This window comes from Pseudomonas sp. NPDC085632 (genome assembly GCF_044541255.1).
GTDB lineage: Bacteria > Pseudomonadota > Gammaproteobacteria > Pseudomonadales > Pseudomonadaceae > Aquipseudomonas.
Genome location: NZ_JBITSX010000052.1, coordinates 11,684 through 28,036 on the forward strand (window position 1 = coordinate 11,684; position 16,353 = coordinate 28,036).

The window sequence follows — 16,353 nt, forward strand, 5'->3', positions numbered from 1 at the left end:
CTACCCTGGCACTGCTGACCCTTGACCGTTACATGGATTTCCACATTTTCACCAATGAACTTGGTGGCAATCCAATGATGTACGTCAACCTGTTCTGGGCGTGGGGCCACCCTGAGGTTTACATCCTGATCCTGCCGGCATTCGGCATCTTCTCGGAAGTGATCTCGGCCTTCACCGGCAAGAAACTGTTCGGCCACCACTCGATGATCTACGCTTCGGGCGCGATCTCGGTACTGGGCTTCATGGTTTGGCTGCACCACTTCTTCACCATGGGTTCGGGTGCCAGCGTCAACGCCTTCTTCGGTCTGGCGACGATGCTGATTTCCATCCCGACGGGTGTGAGCTATTCAACTGGCTGTTCACCATCTACCAGGGCCGTCTGCGCTTCACCAGCCAGGTTCTGTGGACACTGGGCTTCATGGGCATGACCCGTCGTCTGAACGCCACCACCAACCCTGAGTGGGTACCGTACCTGTACGTTGCCATGTTCGGTGCGGTGATGATCGCTGTCGGTATCGCCTGCCAGCTGATTCAGCTCTATGTGAGCGTGCGTGACCGTAACAAGCCAGAGAACGTTTGCGATCACGGTGACCCGTGGAATGCACACACTCTGGAATGGTCGACCTCGTCGCCACCGCCGTTCTACAACTTTGCCGTGCTGCCTAAGGCTGACTGCATCGACCCGTTCACCGAAGCCAAGGAAAACGGTACTGCGTACCAGCAACCGGCCAAGTACGAGCCGATCCACATGCCGAACAACACCGCCACTGGCGTGGTGATGGGCGCACTGTTGACCGTCTTCGGTTTCGCGATGATCTGGCACATCTGGTGGTTGGCGATCGCCAGCCTGGCCGGCACCGTCATCTACTTCGTGATCCACGCTGCACGTGACGACCAGGGCTATATGGTTCCGGTTGAAACGATCGAGCGTATCGAAGCCGAGCAGCACAAGCGTCTGGTTGCGGCAGGGAAAATCCCGGCCGGTGCCACCCGTGTTGAAACCTCGTTGGAACAGGCTTAAACCATGTCGAACTTAGTGACCAATGTTGGACACGCCCATGGTGACCATGGGCACGATGACCATCACCACGACTCGGGCGAGATGACCGTATACGGTTTCTGGCTCTACCTGATGACCGACTGCATTCTGTTTGCGTCGATCTTCGCGGTGTACGCAGTACTGGTAAACAACGTTGCCGGTGGCCCAGCGGGCCACGACATCTTCGAACTGCCATACGTGCTGGGCGAAACCGCTCTGCTGTTGTTCAGCTCGATCACCTACGGCTTCGCCATGCTGGCGTTGTACAAAGGCAAGAAGCAGCAGGTTCTGGGTTGGTTGTTCATGACCTTCCTGCTGGGCGCAGGCTTTATCGCCATGGAGATCAACGAGTTCCACCTGCTGATCTCCGAGGGCTTCGGTCCTAGCCGTTCGGGCTTCCTGTCCGCGTTCTTCACCCTGGTCGGTACCCACGGTCTGCACGTATCTGCGGGTCTGATCTGGATGGGCATCATGATGTACCAGGTCAACAAGCACGGCCTGACGGCGTCCATCAATTCCCGTCTGATCTGCCTGAGCCTGTTCTGGCACTTCCTGGACGTGGTGTGGATCTGCGTATTCACCGTTGTTTACCTGATGGGGACTCTGTAATGGCTAATGCACACTCCCATGACAGCCATGATGCTGGCCACGGCAGCGTAAAGTCGTACGCCATTGGCTTCATCCTGTCGGTGATCCTGACCGTCATCCCGTTCGGTCTGGTGATGTACCCGAGCCTGCCGAAAGCCACCACGCTGGCAATCGTTCTGTTGTTCGCAGTGATCCAGGTGATCGTTCACCTGTATTACTTCCTGCACCTGGACCGCTCCGTGGCTCAGCGTAACAACGTGATTGCGTTCGTCTTTACGGCCATCGTGATCCTGCTGCTGGTTGGCCTGTCGTTGTGGATCATGTTCAGCATCCACACCTACATGATGGCGAAGTGAGGTAAGACCCGATGTCGCTCAAGCACTTTATCCAAATCACCAAACCGGGGATCATTTTCGGTAACGTGCTTTCTGTGGCAGGCGGGTTTTTCCTGGCCTCGAAAGGGCATGTCGATCTGGCGGTGTTTCTGGCTGCCATGATCGGTACATCCCTGGTTGTTGCCTCCGGTTGCGTGTTCAACAACTGCATCGACCGCGACATCGACCTGAAGATGGAACGCACCAAGAACCGGGTGCTGGTGCAGGGCTTGATCTCCCTGAAACTGGCCCTGGTCTACGCGACCATCCTTGGTGTTCTCGGCGTTGCATTGTTGTACAAGGTGGCCAACCCGTTGGCCGCTTTGTTCGCGGTGATCGGCTTCATCATCTACGTCGGCTTCTACAGCCTGTACCTCAAGCGCAAGTCGGTTCACGGCACGCTGGTGGGCAGTCTGTCGGGCGCCATGCCGCCAGTGATCGGTTACGTTGCCGTAACCAACAGCTTCGACATGGCCGCGCTGACGTTGCTGGTGATGTTCAGCCTGTGGCAGATGCCGCATTCCTACGCCATCGCGATTTTCCGCTTCAACGATTACCTGGCCGCATCGATTCCGGTGTTGCCAGTGAAGCGCGGGATTCAAGTGGCCAAGAAGCACATCCTGCTCTACATCCTGGCGTTCCTCGTAGCGACCTTGATGCTGACCTTCAGCGGTTACGCCGGCATGAGCTACCTCGCCGTCGCCGCGGCCATGGGCATGTACTGGTTGTACATGGCCTGGACCGGCTACAAAGCGGTGGATGACACGGTCTGGGCACGCAAGTTGTTTGTGTTCTCGATCTTCACCATCACTGCGTTGAGCGTCATGATGTCCCTGGACTTCAAGGTGCCCGCAGAGCTGCTGCTGACGTACGCGCCGTAAGGTTCAAAGGCTTGAAGAAAAACCCCGCACATTGAGAGATGTGCGGGGTTTTTTGTTGGGTGGATTATGCTGATTTGATGTGCTGCCATTCGCGAGCAGGCTCGCTCCCACATTGGATCTGCGTCGATCACATATCTCCTGTGGGAGCGAGCCTGCTCGCGAATCCCAACGTCACTGAATTTGCTGGGTTGCTGGTTGCAGACTTCCGGTAAACCCCCTAGATTTGGATCCAACCATGACAGTGATAGCTCCTTGCCATTCGCGGTTGCCCATCTGTCTTAACCTGCGGTTCTGCATGTACTGATCAAAAGGCTGGGCGAAATGACTGAGAGGATGACCTGCGACGAGCGTTTTATTGCCCTGGCCCAAGAGCTGAACTACGACATTTATGGTGAGAACACCGCTGGCGGCAATTACGCGCCGCTGATACGTCATCATGATGAGCTGTACATCAGCGGTATGGTGCCGCGCACTAACGGCAAGATTCAGTACCCGGGTCGTGTGGGGTTGGAGCTGACCCTCAAGGATGCCCAAGCCGCCGCCAGCATCAGCGCAATGCGTTGCCTGGCGCTGATCGTCGATGCGGTGGGTTCGCTGGACAAGATCAAGGCGTTGTTGCGGGTCACCGTGTACGTGAAGTCGACGCCGGATTTCGTTGATCTGAGCGAGGTGGCCAACGGTGCGTCGGACGTGTTCAGTCATGTGCTTGGCGATGCCGGTCGGCACACGCGCACCACGGTCGGTGTGTATCAGTTGCCGAAGAACGCGGCGATTGAAGTGGACATGATTGTAGCGTTGCATCCTTCGGCTTGAGGATGGTTTAGCGGTTTGCCCTCACCCTAACCCCGAAACGTCGGACCGCCCGTAGGGAGAGGGGACTGACCGGGGTGGTTGGGCGAGATGCGTCGAAACGGAATATCGCGTCGAGCACGAATCTTGAACGGCACGCAGATCGGCTCCCTCTCCTGGGGGAGAGGGCTGGGGTGAGGGGCTACAATCCAAGCAACACCGCCAATCCCCAGCCGAAAAAAAGCCCCGCCTGATCACTCAGCGCGGGGCTTTTTCGTACAGCGGCTGCGCTATTACTGCGCGGCGATGCTGTAGCCATCAAACGCAGTCTGCTGTTGCAGTGCCGTGATGATGTTCTTGCGGTTCACTGCCTGTTCGGTACCCGCGTTGTCGACGAAAACTTCGCTTTCCAGCTCCGCTTCTTCGCCTTCACCGACGAAGGTGAAACCGAGGAACTCCAGCGCTGCACGGTCAACGTTCAGACGCGAACGTGGCGTGCGCAGCGGCAGGGTCACGCTGATGCCATCCTTGCTGATGGTGAAGATTTCGACTTCTTTCTTCTTCGCAGCTTTGCTCTTGCCGCCACTCGGGTTGCTGATCGCCTGATGGGTCTGGTTAAGCACTTTGAGGGCCAGGCCATAAACGATTTCCTGGAACGCCGGATCGTCCTTGAAGCTGGACAGAATGCGGCCGATCGAGAACTTGCTGCTGAGGTCTTCAAGGGCGGCGAGGTCGGCCGCTTCAGCATCTTTCAGCGCCTTGAGTTCGCCCATCAGCTCGTAGGCCTTGTCGTCATCGAAGCTGTCGTGAGCCTGACGGATCGCCGTGCGCAGCTCGCGGATCTGGTCGCTTTCGCGGGTCGACTGGAACGCATCCAGGACCATCTCGCTGATGATTTTGGCTTGTGGCAGGTGTTGTGAAAGATTGATGGAGTTTTCGTATTCCGCTTTGGACGATTCGGTGACTACGGATTCAGCGGTGTTGAAATCGGACATTGAAATTTCACTACTTTTTAACTTGAGTGGAGATGAGAAAACCCGGGGGCTTTTTCAGGCCGACTAATTTAGGGGAGCGCGGCGGCGTTGTCACGGAGCAACGGGCCGGCGGTCCTAACTATTTGCCTGGGCTGTTCAAATTCATTGAACGCATCATCCATTGTTCGGCGGTTTGCTGATCCGTTGGCAGCGAGAAGCGGAACGTCGCGCCGCGCCCGCTGATGTCGAGCAACTGAATGTCTCGGCCATGCAATTGCAGGATGCGGTGCACGATGCGCAGACCCAACCCCCCGTCACGCCGTGCACCACCGATATTGAACGGGCGCAGGAACAAACCTTCGCGCAACTCGGGAGCGATGCCGGGGCCGGTGTCACTGACCGTCACGTCGACCAAAGCCCCTTGGGGTTTCAGATCGAACTCGATCTCGCCGCCCTGAGGGGTATGACGTAAAGCATTGTCTACCAGGTTGGTCAGTACCCGCTCGATCAATCCGAGGTCGGCGCAGACCGTTGGCAGGTTCGGCACGAAATGGGCCTTGAATTCAACCTGCCGCGCTTCGGCCGTCAGTTCGAATTTCTGAAAAATGTCCTGCACCAGATCGATTAGCGAAAAACGCTCCAGCACCGGTTGCACGAATCCGTGTTCCAGTCGCACCAGTTCCAGCAGTGATTGCGCCAGACCGCCGACCTTGCGGCTCTGATCCAGAGCGATACCGAGATAGCGGCGGCGCTCTTCCACAGACAACGTCGCATCCTTAAGCGAAAGGGTTTCAAGATAACCGTGCAGTGAGGCCAGCGGGGTGCGCAAGTCGTGGGAAATATTCGCCACCAGCTCGCGGCGTTCCTGATCCTGGCGAGTGAGTGAGCGCCACTGTTCGCCGAGGCGGTTTTGCATTTGCCGGAACGCTGCATCGAGCACGGCGATTTCGTCCGGGTCAGCGGTTTTGTCCATTAATGTTGGCGTAACCGACACGGGCTGCGGCGCGCCGTCGATGTCGAAGCGGCTGACGGTTTCGGTCAATCTGCGCAGTGGCCGGGTGATCAGATTGAAAGCCGTCAGACCGGCGATCAGGCACAGCAACGCGACCAGTCCGATCGAAAGCAATGCGGTGTTGAGCGCGGCGCTGGTGGCGCCTCGCTCGGCATAACGATCATGTGCTTCGCTCAGCAAGACCACATACAGATAACCGGCAGCTTTGCCGTTGACCTGCAGCGGTGCGGCGCTGAACACCTTGCGCCCGTCGACACTGCGAGGGTCATCGCCGAGGATCGGCAACGGCCCGTCATTGAGCAGTTGGCGAATCGGCGCCAGATCGATTTGCTGGCGGCGTATCCGCCCTTCCGGCGCAGCACTTCCGACAATCCGTCCCTCGGTGTCGAGCAGATACACCTCGACACTCGGGTTGACCAACATCAACTGGCTGAACAGTTCGCGCACGGCACCGGGCATCAGCCCGTTGCTGTCCATCAGCACCGTGTCGTGGGCGATGTGTTGCGCCAGATCCCGAGACAGCCCCTGCACCACTTCCAGTTCATGCATCTGGCTGGAACGTACTTGTAGCCATGCCGATGTGCCGCAGCACACCAATAGCAGCACGGCGAATACCACGGACAGGCGCTGCGTCAGGGTCAGTTTCATGGCTGCTCGGTACCGAATTTATAGCCGCGACCCCACACGGTGAGGATGCGAGAGGGCTGGGCCGGGTCTTTTTCGATTTTCGCCCGCAGGCGATTGATGTGGGTGTTGACCGTGTGTTCGTAACCTTCGTGGCTGTAACCCCAGACCGCGTTGAGCAGATCCATGCGCGAGAACACTTTGCCCGGTTGGCGGGCGAAGAAGTACAGCAGATCGAACTCACGAGGCGTGAGGTCCAGCCTTTGGGCGTCGAGGCTGACTTCGCGGGTGATCGGATCGATGGTCAACCCGTCGAGACTGAGACTGCCAGCGTCCATTTTCAGATTGCGCGCCATCGCATCGACCCGGCGCAGCAAGGCTTTGACCCGCGCCACGAGTTCGAGCATGGAGAACGGTTTGGCGAGGTAGTCGTCGGCACCCAGTTCCAGGCCAAGGATGCGGTGCAGTTCACTGGAACGGGCGCTGGTGATGATGATCGGTGTGTAGCGGGCCATCGCGCGGGCGCGGCGGCAGATTTCCAGACCGTCGACCCCCGGCAGCATGAGGTCAAGAATCAGAGCGTCCCAGTGACCTTGTTGCAGCAGGCGCATGCCTTCGTCGCCGTCGGCGCTGTGTGTCACCTCGAATTGTTCATCCCGCAAATGCAGGCAAATCAGGTCGGCGATGTGTTGGTCATCCTCGACCACAAGGATGCGTTTGGTCTGTTCCATGGAGCTCAATCCTTCGGCGCGATAAGCGCATTGTGCGGGTTTTCCACCGGGCGAGTTATCACGAATTCGTTAACTCCCCGTGAGGATTTGGCGATCAATCCAAGCCTAGGCTGTGTTCCATGAAGGGCATCTGAAATTTTTGGAGACGGCCATGTTTTCACGGCGACAGATTCTGTTAGCGGGCGGCGGGCTGGGGGTTGCAGCCCTGGTGGCGGGTGTATTGCCAAAATTGTCGACTGCCACGGCAGTGATCAGCGAGGCACACGCGGACGAGGCGTTCGAGGTGACACACAGCGACAGTGAATGGCACTCGATCCTGAGCGACGAGCAGTACCAGATCCTGCGCGAGGAAGGCACCGAACGGGCCTACACCAGCCCGCTCAACAACGAACACCGTACCGGCACTTTTGCCTGCGCAGGCTGTGATCTGGCGCTGTTTTCATCCGACACCAAATTCGACAGCCGTACCGGTTGGCCGAGCTTCTGGGCACCGCTGGAACATGCGGTGGCCACGCGTCAGGACCGCTCGTTCGGCATGTCCCGCGACGAAGTTCATTGTCGCCGCTGCGGCGGTCATCTGGGCCATGTTTTCGATGACGGTCCCAAGCCCACTGGTCTGCGCTACTGCATGAACGGCCTGGCGATGACCTTCAAAGCCGTGGCGGCTTGAGTCATGACCCGCTCGCGATCTTCACTTCAGACAGGACGAATTTATGTGGCTCTTGGTTCTCGCTTATCTCGGTGGTGTGCTGACGATTGTCAGCCCGTGCATCCTGCCGGTGCTGCCTTTTGTCTTCGCTCGCACCGGGCAGCCGTTTATCAAAAGTGGCTTGCCGCTGCTGGCGGGGATGGCGGTGACCTTTGCGCTCGTCGCCTCGTTGGCGGCGGTGGGCGGCGGTTGGGTGGTGCAAGTCAATCAGTACGGGCGCTGGCTCGCGTTGCTGTTCGTTGCCCTGTTCGGGCTGACCTTGCTGCTGCCGCATGTGGCCGAACGCTTGACCCGGCCGCTGGTGTCGGCCGGCAGTCGTCTTTCGGAGGCCGCCGGGCAGGACCATCGGCCGCGTCCCGGCGCTTCGTTTCTGATCGGCGTCGCCACGGGGCTGCTCTGGGCGCCGTGCGCCGGGCCGATTCTGGGGCTGATTCTGACCGCTGCCGCGCTTCAAGGGGCAAGCATCGCCACCACGCTGTTGTTGCTCGCCTACGCGGCGGGTGCCGCCACCTCGCTGGCCGCGGCGCTGTTGCTGGGCGGTAAGGTTTTTGCGCTGATGAAGCGCTCGATCGGCACCGGTGAATGGATTCGTCGTGGCCTCGGCGCGTTGATGTTGGCCGGCGTCGCGGCTATTGCACTGGGGCTCGATACTGGTGTTCTCGCACGGTTATCAACGGCGTCCACCGGTGGGCTGGAGCAGGCACTGGTCGGCAAGCTATCGGGCAAATCTGCCAATGCTAGCGGCACGATGATGGCGCAGATACCTGCTGAGGAGGACGCTGCGAACGGCAGCATGATGGCCGCTGGCGGTGCAATGAAAATGGCCGCGAAGGCTGCGGGCACTTTACCGGTCGAAGGTCAGTTGCCGTCGCTTGAGGGTGCGGTGCAATGGCTCAACTCAGCGCCGCTGGATGCCCAGGCTTTGAAAGGCAAAGTGGTGCTGGTGGATTTCTGGACTTACTCCTGCATCAACTGCCTGCGCACCCTGCCTTACGTCAAAGCCTGGGCTGAGAAGTATCGCGATCAGGGGCTGATAGTGATCGGTGTGCACGCGCCGGAATTCGCCTTCGAGCGTGATGTGGGCAATGTCACCAAAGCCATGAAGGAATTGGGCATCAATTATCCGGTGGCCATCGATAACGACTACAAGATCTGGCGCGCCTTCAACAACGAATATTGGCCAGCGCATTACTTTGCTGACGCCCAGGGACGCATTCGTTACCACCATTTTGGCGAAGGGGACTACGCCGAGTCGGAACGCGTCATACAACAACTGTTGCGTGAAGCCGGCGCAAAAACCGTGGCGGACGGCTTGATCAAGGCCGACGCCAAGGGCGTGCAACAGGCGCCGGACATGAATCAGGTGCTGTCGCCGGAAACCTATGTCGGCTACCAGCGTGCGGAACATTTCGTACCCGACACCAGCCTCGTGCCTGACAAGGTCGCGGCTTATACCCCACCGACCAATCTCGCTTTGAATGACTGGAGCCTGGGCGGCCAATGGAACGTCGGGGCGGAGCGCGCGACGGCCAGCGCCTCTGCCAGCAGCATCGTTTATCGCTTTCATGCCCGTGATCTGCATTTGGTACTGGGACCGGGCGGGGACGGCAAACCCGTGCGCTTCAAGGTGTTGATCGACGGTCAGGCGCCAGCGGATGCCCACGGTGTCGACGTCGCCCCCGACGGTTCGGGCCGCGTCACCGAGCAGCGACTGTACCAGTTGGTGCGCCAGACCGATGGCGTGAAGGATCGAACCTTCAGCATCGAATTTCTTGACCCGGGCGTATCGGCCTACGCCTTTACCTTCGGCTGATCGGGAGTTATTGAAATGAAGATTACTGGGCTTCGTATGTTGTTGGGAGTCGCGGTGGCCGGCATGATTGGCCAGGCTTCAGCGTTCTCTTTGGGGGGCGAAGACGCGGTCGTGATTCCGCCTCCAGCCCTTGATGAAATCACGCAGGCACACAGCGAAACTGCGGTGTTCGCCGGTGGCTGTTTCTGGGGCGTGCAGGGTGTTTTCCAACACGTCAAAGGCGTGCAGAAAGCGGTTTCCGGATATGCCGGCGGCGCGGCCAATACGGCGGAATATGAGCGAGTCAGCGAAGGCGATACCGGCCACGCAGAGTCCGTGCAGGTCACCTTCGACCCGACTCAGGTCAGCTATGGCAGCCTGTTGCAGATCTACTTTTCGGTAGCGCACAACCCAACCGAACTCAACCGCCAGGGCCCGGACAGCGGCACGCAGTATCGCTCGGCGCTGTTCCCGGTCAACGCTGATCAGCAGAAGGTTGCGCAGGCCTACATCGCCCAGCTTGATGCGGCCCACGCCTACAGCAAACCCATCGTTACCAAGCTGGAAAGCTACAACGGTTTCTATCCGGCAGAGGACTACCACCAGGATTTCCTGACCGAGCATCCGAGCTATCCCTACATCGTGATCAACGACATGCCGAAGGTGGCGAATCTGAAGCAGATGTTCGCGCAGCGTTATCAGGAAAAACCGGTGTTGGTGAAGGACGGGTCTTGATCAAGGCTCGTTATTTGAGCCTCGGTCGCTCCATGGCAATCACTGACGCCTCGAAACCCAGGCTGGCAAAAAATGCCTCGGCGCCTTCTCGCCCGGCACGTAGCATCCAGGTGATGTCGGGGTTATCGCCCATGACATGTTTAACCAGTCTGCGGCCAATGCCTGCGCGCCGATGCTGGCCATCGACCACGACCATCGAAAGATAGCCGTTGCACAAACCATCGCTGATGCCTCGTGCGAAGCCGACGACCTGGGTGTCGTGCAGGGCAATCACCGTGCGTTGAGAGTTCTTGATGAGTTGCGCGAAATGCTCGCTGGAACCGGTTCGGTGAGCCCAGCCGTTTTGGCCGAGGAACAGTCGTACCGGCTCCACCTCGTCAGGCAGCAGGTCGCGTACGGTCAGATTGTTTTTCATCTACGGTTCGACTCCTTGTCGGTTGTCGCTCGATATCATTATCTGCCCCACGTCTGCATCGCAAATTCGACGAAGCGGCGCAGCTTCGGCAAACGATAGCGATCCGGCGCATAAAGCAAATGCAGGGGGCGGCTGGGTGGTTGATAGTCGGGGACGACGGTCACCAGTTTGCCGTCGCGCAAATCCTGTTCCACCAGCGCATCGGGCAGCATCACGATGCCCATGCCGGTGCGGGCTGCCTGATGCAGACCGGCAGAAGTATTCATCAGCATCGGCCCGCTGACGTCGACGAGAATCTCTCCCTCCGGGCCGCTGAGGCGCCAGCGTTTTTCCACCGATTGCCAATCGTCGCCGGCAGGGTAGGCGAACGACAGGCAGTCGTGTTGTTGCAAATCCTCAGGTGTTTGCGGCATGCCGCGCCGGGCCACGTATTGCGGGGAGGCGCAGACGGTCAGTGTGTAATCGATCAGAGGACGGGCGATCAGATTCGACTCCTCGAAATGCCCCAGTCGGAACGCCACATCCAGACCACTTTCCAGCAAGTCTGGACGGCTGTTGGTCAGCACGACGTCCATTTTGACCTGTGGATACTGCAAGGAAAATTCGCTGAGCGCCGGCGCCAGGCGTTCTACGCCAAAGGTCAGCGGCGCGGTAATGCGCAGCAGGCCGCGCGGCTCATCGAGTGCTTGTTCCGCCAAGCGTTCGGAGTCGGCCACCAGTCCCAAGACGTCCAGACACCGCTGGTAGTAAACGCTGCCGAATTCAGTCAACCGCTGTCGTCGAGTCGTGCGCTGTAGCAGTTGCACACCGAGCCGTTGTTCCAGCGCACGCAGGTGATTGCCAACCATGGTCGTCGACATGTCGCACTGCAACGCGGCCGCCGTCATGCTCCCGGCTTCGACGACTTTGACGTACACGCTCATCGACTGGAACAGGTCCATTATCAAGCCTTGCTTTTAAATGAATGAAGTTTTGCCGAGTTTATCCAGTTTCGCTGGCTAACCATACTGCCAGCACACCGACCTGCACTGGAGTTTGAAGTCATGACCGCCGCCCTGATGAACACCTACCAACCGCTGGCCCTGAGTTTCACCAAAGGCCTCGGCACTCGCTTGTGGGATCAGGCCGGTCGCGAGTATCTGGATGCGGTTGCCGGTGTGGCGGTGACCAATGTCGGTCACTCGCATCCACGAATCGTTTCGGCGATCAGCGAGCAGGCCGGGTTGCTGCTGCACACGTCGAATCTGTACAGCATCGACTGGCAGCAACAACTGGCGAAACGGCTGACTGAGCTGTCGGGCATGGAGCGCGCGTTTTTCAATAATTCCGGTGCCGAGGCCAATGAAACAGCGCTGAAACTTGCGCGTTTGTACGGCTGGCGCAAAGGCATCGAACAGCCGCTGGTGGTGGTCATGGCCAACGCGTTCCATGGCCGCACACTTGGCACCTTGTCGGCCAGCGATGGCCCGGCGGTGCGCCTGGGTTTCAACGAATTGCCGGGGGATTTCATCAAAGTGCCATTTGGTGATCTCGCGGCGCTGGCGCAAGTGCAGCAAAAACACGGCGAGCGCATCGTGGCAATTCTGGTCGAGCCAATCCAGGGCGAAAGCGGCGTGCAGCTCGCGCCGCCCGGTTACCTGAAAGCCCTGCGCGAATTGTGCGATCGCCATGCATGGCTACTGATGCTCGATGAAATCCAGACCGGCATCGGCCGCACTGGGCGCTGGTTTGCGTTTCAACATGAAGGCATCGTCCCGGACGTCATGACTTTGGCAAAAGGACTGGGCAACGGCGTGCCGATCGGCGCGTGCCTGGCCCGGGGCAGGGCAGCGGATCTGTTTACGCCCGGCAGCCATGGCAGCACCTTCGGCGGCAATCCGCTGGCGTGCCGGGTCGGTTGTACGGTGCTGGACATCATCGAAGAGCAGGGTCTGCTGGAAAACGCCCGGATTCAGGGTGAACGCCTTTTGACTCGTCTGCGTGCAGAGCTGGCGGACAATCCCAATGTGTTGGCGATTCGTGGTCAGGGTTTGATGATCGGTATCGAGCTGAAACAACCGGTGCGTGATCTGACCCTGATCGCGGCGCGGGATCATGGACTGTTGATCAACGTCACGCGGGGCAAAACGATACGGCTGCTGCCACCGTTGACGATTGATGAGCGGGAGGTGGAGATGATTGTCAGAGGTGTGGGGCATATCATCAGTAGTGATATTTGCAGCTAATAACGCAAATCTCACCACCTTCAATGCTGTAGACCAAACGATGCTCACCCGATACTCGTCTGGACCAAAAGCCGCTCATGTTGTGTTTGAGCGGCTCAGGTTTGCCGATACCTTCAAACGGTTCGCGCTGGATTGCTTTGATCAACAGATTGATACGTTTGAGTCCGGCCTTATCGTTCTGTTGAAACCACAAATAGTCTTCCCAACCTGATGGCGTGAACTCGATTTTCATTCTTCGATCAATTGCCTGACTTTGGCTTTGCCGGCACGCATTTCGCCAATCGATTTGATCAACCGCTCGGCATTGGCCGGAGAGCGCAGCAGGTACGCTGTTTCTTCGAGTGCGTTGTACTCAGTTAGAGACATCATCACGACGGGCTCACCTTTTTGGCGTGTGACCAGAAGGGGGGCACGGTCTTCGTTAACGCGATCCATCGTCTCGGCCAAATGCGCACGGGCGGTGGTGTAGTTGATGGTTTGCATGAAGTAGTCCTCGCTAGTAGCAAAGAACGTACAGAAATGAGTACATGATGACAAGGTGATACCTATCAGTGGTTGTTTCGCAGAAGGGTTGCTGCGAGCACGTTCAGTATCACTTAAGGACTCTGGAGACGTTTCTGAGAAGGTTGTAATCCTTCTCCGCTGTCTCGGGCAGCGAGAAACCGCCGCGTTGTCGGCATCCGGCATTCCTTGTGTAGGAAAAAACTATGGCTAGTCCGGATAATCCGCCAGATCCGGCGCCAGCATCCGTGTCTTCGCCTTGCCATTCGAATTGTGCTGAACGATCTCGCGCGGCTGCCCCTGCTCATTGAAAAACACCTGACCGATCCCCGCTGAGTTCCATAGGCGTTCGCCAGCCTCAGCATGTTCCGGCGTGTACGGCACGATGCGCATGCGTCGGCGTTTGGTGAGCCAGTTCAGCGGTGACCGTGGCGAGTAGAGCCAGCGGTTGAGGCGGTCGAACCATTCCAGCAGGGTTTTCGGAAATTCGTTCTTGATCCCGCTGCTGGTGATTTGCCAGATCCGCGGCCCGGCCTTGCGGTGGCGGATAAGTACTTCGTAGACGAAGGAATAATGCACATCGCCGGACAGCACCACGTAGTTACCCGGAGTGCGTGAGTGGCGGAAAATGTTCAGGATCACCTGCGCGGCACCGCGATGAGCCATCCAGTTTTCCGCGTCGACCAGCAGCGGATAACCGCACCAACTGAAGAGTTTTTGCACCGTTTCGATCAGCTTCACGCCGAAGATCGGCGCCGGGGAAACGATGATCGCTGACGGGTGATCGAGCAGTTCCTGTTGCAGTTCGCTCAGCGCCTCCCAATCGAGCAGGCCCGACGGTTGCTTGAGCGCCATCTCACTGCGCCAGCGTCGGGTACGGGTGTCGATGACCACCAGCGCCGGGCTGGTTGGCAGGACGAAGTGCCAATGCTGAAAGCGCAGCAGGTCATCGATCAGATCATCCTGCACCGGGCTGTAGAGATATTGGTCACCACCACTGGCGCTCAGTCCCAGAGTTTTTGCCAGAACATCCTTGAATACATCAGGATTATTGCCCCAGCCCTGACACAACATATAGGCGATCAACGCGTTGCCGATGATGCGTTTGGAGAACGGATGGCCGTAGGCCGTTTCCTCCCATTGCGCGGACAGGTTCCAGTCATCGGTGATGTCGTGATCGTCGAAAATCATCAGGCTCGGCAGATGCGCCAGCGCTCGGGCGACCTTGTCCAATCCAGCCTTGAAGGCATCGATGCGAGTCTGTTCGAGGGTGTAACGCTTGAGGCGTTCCGGCGTCAGCTCGGGCGCTTGCGGATCGATCAGCGACCAGGCCGTCGGTGACCACACCAGCAGGTACATCGCCATGACTTCGGCGAAGGTCACCAAGTGATTGTCAGCGCTGCTGCTGGTGAAAATCGGCTTACGCGCACCGCCGAAAAATCGCTCGCGCAAGGTCTCGTTGCTCTCCAGCGCCGGTAACAAATCCGCACGGTGGTAGTAACTGGCCGGGTGTTCGTAGAGCTTGGCGCTGTCGCTGACCACGGCGCCTTCGAGGTGTTCGTCGAACAGGCCGAGTCGTTCAATCAAGGCATGAATCGCCCGCAGCATCGGGCCAGCGACATCGTCGGCGTAGACCTGATCACCGCTCATCATCAACAGGGCGGGGCGTTGTTGTGGGTCGGTTTCCGTCGCCAGCAATTGGTCGACGCACAGCAAGCCATCCGCCGCCGGGTGATGCGGTTTGCGGCAGGAGCCGTGCAGCAGTTGATCGATTCGCGAGCGCAGGACTAAGTTCGGGCTGGTTGCATCGCCGTACAGTAGGTGCGATGCCCAGTCGGCGATGCCCTTTGCATTGTCGATCAGCAGGTCATAGTCGATACGCGTATCGCAAGGCAGGGCGCTATCGAGGGCAGCATCGATGAGATGAACAAAGGCGTGGCGGCCTACGGGAATGACCGTGCATGTCCCGGCGTCGAGAGGAATGTCTCCTACACCTTGCAGGCGCAATGTCAGCGCCAGTGGCCGCGAGCCGACCAGCCACATCACCACGCGCGTCGGCTCCAGCCGTCGCAGTAGCGGGCCGGCCAGGACAGGAGGCAGGGAGATCAGGTCAGCGGGTGTCGGAGACATCGAAGGGCAAAGCTCAAGGCGCACAGGCCGGCGATGATAGCGCAGCCGGCGCCTTGAACCCTTAAATCAGCCTTAAGAGTCGGCTTTTTGCAGTTTCAGCGCCAACAAGCGCCATTGCGCGGGCAGCGCGTCAACTCGCGGCTGTTCTTGCACGGAGCAATCGAAACGGTAGCTGACATCGTCGCCGTTCATATTGCGCGCGGTGACGGTGTTGTTGAAGGTGTAGACCTGATCCTTGAAGCGGTGGCTGACCAGCGCCTTGCTGTCAGCAAAACGCGCCGATGCGGGAAAGCGCAACGTGCTGGTCACAAAGGGGCTGCACATGACATACGCGATCATCGACTTGTCGGCCTGGGCGTCGCCGCGCAACTTCTTGTTCAACGCTGCCAGGGCCATGCGACCGTCATAGTCGCTTTGATCCAGCACGGTCTGTAACCCGATGGATTTCGGCGCCCGGCTGGCGTAGTTCGGCAACAGCGCGGAGTCGGCGGGAGAGGGCGTGTCGTCCGGCTCGATCGCAGCAAAAGCCGGCGCATCTTTCAGCTCGGCGGCGGGTGTGACTGCCTCGGCTTCAGGCAACAGAGAGGTCGGCTCGGTGACTGGCGTGTTTTCGGCCTGCGCCGGTTCGTAGTCATGCGACGAAGGAAACAATGACAACGTAATCGACAGCACCACCATCGCCACAATGAAACCGCCCGCTGCGCCGACGATATTGCCGTAGAAAATATTCCAGCTGCCACGGTTCTTCACCACCCAGCGCCACATGAACCCCCACACCGCGACAATCGCCAGAAAACGCAGAAACTCCATTTGATCCTTTCCTTAAACCTTCAA

Annotated in this window: 17 protein-coding genes and 1 pseudogene; 9 read left to right on the forward strand and 9 right to left on the reverse strand. The window is 58.8% G+C overall.

The window, feature by feature from the left end:
- From ACIF4X_RS24560 to ACIF4X_RS24580, 5 genes and pseudogenes are all read left to right on the forward strand, one after another.
- Nucleotides 1-1,021: pseudogene (locus ACIF4X_RS24560) on the forward strand (cbb3-type cytochrome c oxidase subunit I); the annotation flags it as partial.
- A gap of 3 nt (nt 1,022-1,024) precedes the next feature.
- Complete coding sequence (gene cyoC, locus ACIF4X_RS24565; protein ID WP_397484083.1) at nt 1,025-1,648, forward strand: cytochrome o ubiquinol oxidase subunit III; 624 nt, start codon at nt 1,025-1,027, stop codon at nt 1,646-1,648.
- Nucleotides 1,648-1,983, forward strand: a complete 336-nt coding sequence (gene cyoD / locus ACIF4X_RS24570) for a cytochrome o ubiquinol oxidase subunit IV (protein WP_064120525.1) — start codon at nt 1,648-1,650, stop codon at nt 1,981-1,983. The genes cyoC and cyoD overlap by 1 nt, the downstream gene beginning before the upstream one ends.
- Before the next feature lie 11 nt (nt 1,984-1,994).
- The gene (gene cyoE / locus ACIF4X_RS24575; RefSeq protein ID WP_007916939.1) at nt 1,995-2,882 is read left to right on the forward strand and encodes a heme o synthase; all 888 of its coding nucleotides are present in this window, start codon (nt 1,995-1,997) and stop codon (nt 2,880-2,882) included.
- Between the two features lie 321 nt (nt 2,883-3,203).
- Nucleotides 3,204-3,695, forward strand: a complete 492-nt coding sequence (locus tag ACIF4X_RS24580; RefSeq protein WP_007916938.1) for a RidA family protein — start codon at nt 3,204-3,206, stop codon at nt 3,693-3,695.
- Between the two features lie 269 nt (nt 3,696-3,964).
- Here the strand turns inward: ACIF4X_RS24580 and ACIF4X_RS24585 are convergent, their stop codons facing one another.
- From ACIF4X_RS24585 to ACIF4X_RS24595, 3 genes are all read right to left on the reverse strand, one after another.
- Complete coding sequence (locus ACIF4X_RS24585) at nt 3,965-4,666, reverse strand: hypothetical protein (protein ID WP_397484084.1); 702 nt, start codon at nt 4,664-4,666, stop codon at nt 3,965-3,967.
- Between the two features lie 118 nt (nt 4,667-4,784).
- On the reverse strand, nt 4,785-6,305 hold the full coding sequence (locus ACIF4X_RS24590; protein WP_397484085.1) for a sensor histidine kinase: 1,521 nt from the start codon (nt 6,303-6,305) through the stop codon (nt 4,785-4,787).
- A complete protein-coding gene (locus ACIF4X_RS24595) occupies nt 6,302-7,012 on the reverse strand; it encodes a response regulator transcription factor (protein ID WP_397484086.1) in 711 nt (236 codons plus the stop codon). Before ACIF4X_RS24595 ends, ACIF4X_RS24590 begins: the two co-directional genes overlap by 4 nt.
- A gap of 151 nt (nt 7,013-7,163) precedes the next feature.
- Between ACIF4X_RS24595 and msrB the strand changes: the two genes are divergently transcribed.
- The 3 genes from msrB to msrA are packed head-to-tail and all read left to right on the forward strand — an operon-like array spanning nt 7,164 to nt 10,248.
- Nucleotides 7,164-7,682, forward strand: coding sequence for a peptide-methionine (R)-S-oxide reductase MsrB (gene msrB, locus ACIF4X_RS24600; RefSeq protein WP_397484087.1), 519 nt, complete (start codon nt 7,164-7,166; stop codon nt 7,680-7,682).
- Between the two features lie 43 nt (nt 7,683-7,725).
- Nucleotides 7,726-9,534: a cytochrome c biogenesis protein DipZ gene (locus tag ACIF4X_RS24605; protein WP_397484088.1), complete on the forward strand. Its 1,809-nt coding sequence runs from the start codon at nt 7,726-7,728 to the stop codon at nt 9,532-9,534.
- A gap of 15 nt (nt 9,535-9,549) precedes the next feature.
- The gene (gene msrA / locus ACIF4X_RS24610; RefSeq protein WP_397484089.1) at nt 9,550-10,248 is read left to right on the forward strand and encodes a peptide-methionine (S)-S-oxide reductase MsrA; all 699 of its coding nucleotides are present in this window, start codon (nt 9,550-9,552) and stop codon (nt 10,246-10,248) included.
- 10 nt (nt 10,249-10,258) lie between these two features.
- On the opposite strand, the gene ACIF4X_RS24615 is transcribed toward msrA, so the two are convergent.
- Together ACIF4X_RS24615 and ACIF4X_RS24620 are read right to left on the reverse strand one after the other, a co-directional pair.
- Nucleotides 10,259-10,663 carry a GNAT family N-acetyltransferase gene (locus ACIF4X_RS24615; RefSeq protein ID WP_397484090.1) on the reverse strand — a complete coding sequence of 135 codons (405 nt, stop codon included), beginning with the start codon at nt 10,661-10,663 and terminating at the stop codon, nt 10,259-10,261.
- A 38-nt stretch (nt 10,664-10,701) separates the two neighbouring features.
- On the reverse strand, nt 10,702-11,604 hold the full coding sequence (locus ACIF4X_RS24620; RefSeq protein WP_397484091.1) for a LysR family transcriptional regulator: 903 nt from the start codon (nt 11,602-11,604) through the stop codon (nt 10,702-10,704).
- Nucleotides 11,605-11,706: 102 nt separating this feature from the next.
- Between ACIF4X_RS24620 and ACIF4X_RS24625 the strand changes: the two genes are divergently transcribed.
- Nucleotides 11,707-12,888, forward strand: coding sequence for an aspartate aminotransferase family protein (locus ACIF4X_RS24625; RefSeq protein ID WP_397484092.1), 1,182 nt, complete (start codon nt 11,707-11,709; stop codon nt 12,886-12,888).
- Here ACIF4X_RS24625 and ACIF4X_RS24630 read toward each other — a convergent pair.
- The 4 genes from ACIF4X_RS24630 to ACIF4X_RS24645 form a co-directional block, all read right to left on the reverse strand.
- A complete protein-coding gene (locus ACIF4X_RS24630) occupies nt 12,866-13,120 on the reverse strand; it encodes a Txe/YoeB family addiction module toxin (RefSeq protein WP_108226058.1) in 255 nt (84 codons plus the stop codon). The two genes, ACIF4X_RS24625 and ACIF4X_RS24630, sit on opposite strands and share 23 nt — an antisense overlap.
- Nucleotides 13,117-13,371 (reverse strand): type II toxin-antitoxin system prevent-host-death family antitoxin, encoded by a 255-nt coding sequence (locus ACIF4X_RS24635; protein ID WP_187677967.1) that lies wholly within the window; start codon nt 13,369-13,371, stop codon nt 13,117-13,119. The genes ACIF4X_RS24630 and ACIF4X_RS24635 overlap by 4 nt, the downstream gene beginning before the upstream one ends.
- A gap of 228 nt (nt 13,372-13,599) precedes the next feature.
- Complete coding sequence (locus ACIF4X_RS24640; protein WP_397484093.1) at nt 13,600-15,519, reverse strand: alkaline phosphatase D family protein; 1,920 nt, start codon at nt 15,517-15,519, stop codon at nt 13,600-13,602.
- 72 nt (nt 15,520-15,591) lie between these two features.
- Nucleotides 15,592-16,329: a hypothetical protein gene (locus ACIF4X_RS24645; RefSeq protein ID WP_397484094.1), complete on the reverse strand. Its 738-nt coding sequence runs from the start codon at nt 16,327-16,329 to the stop codon at nt 15,592-15,594.
- Between the last annotated feature and the right edge of the window lie 24 nt (nt 16,330-16,353).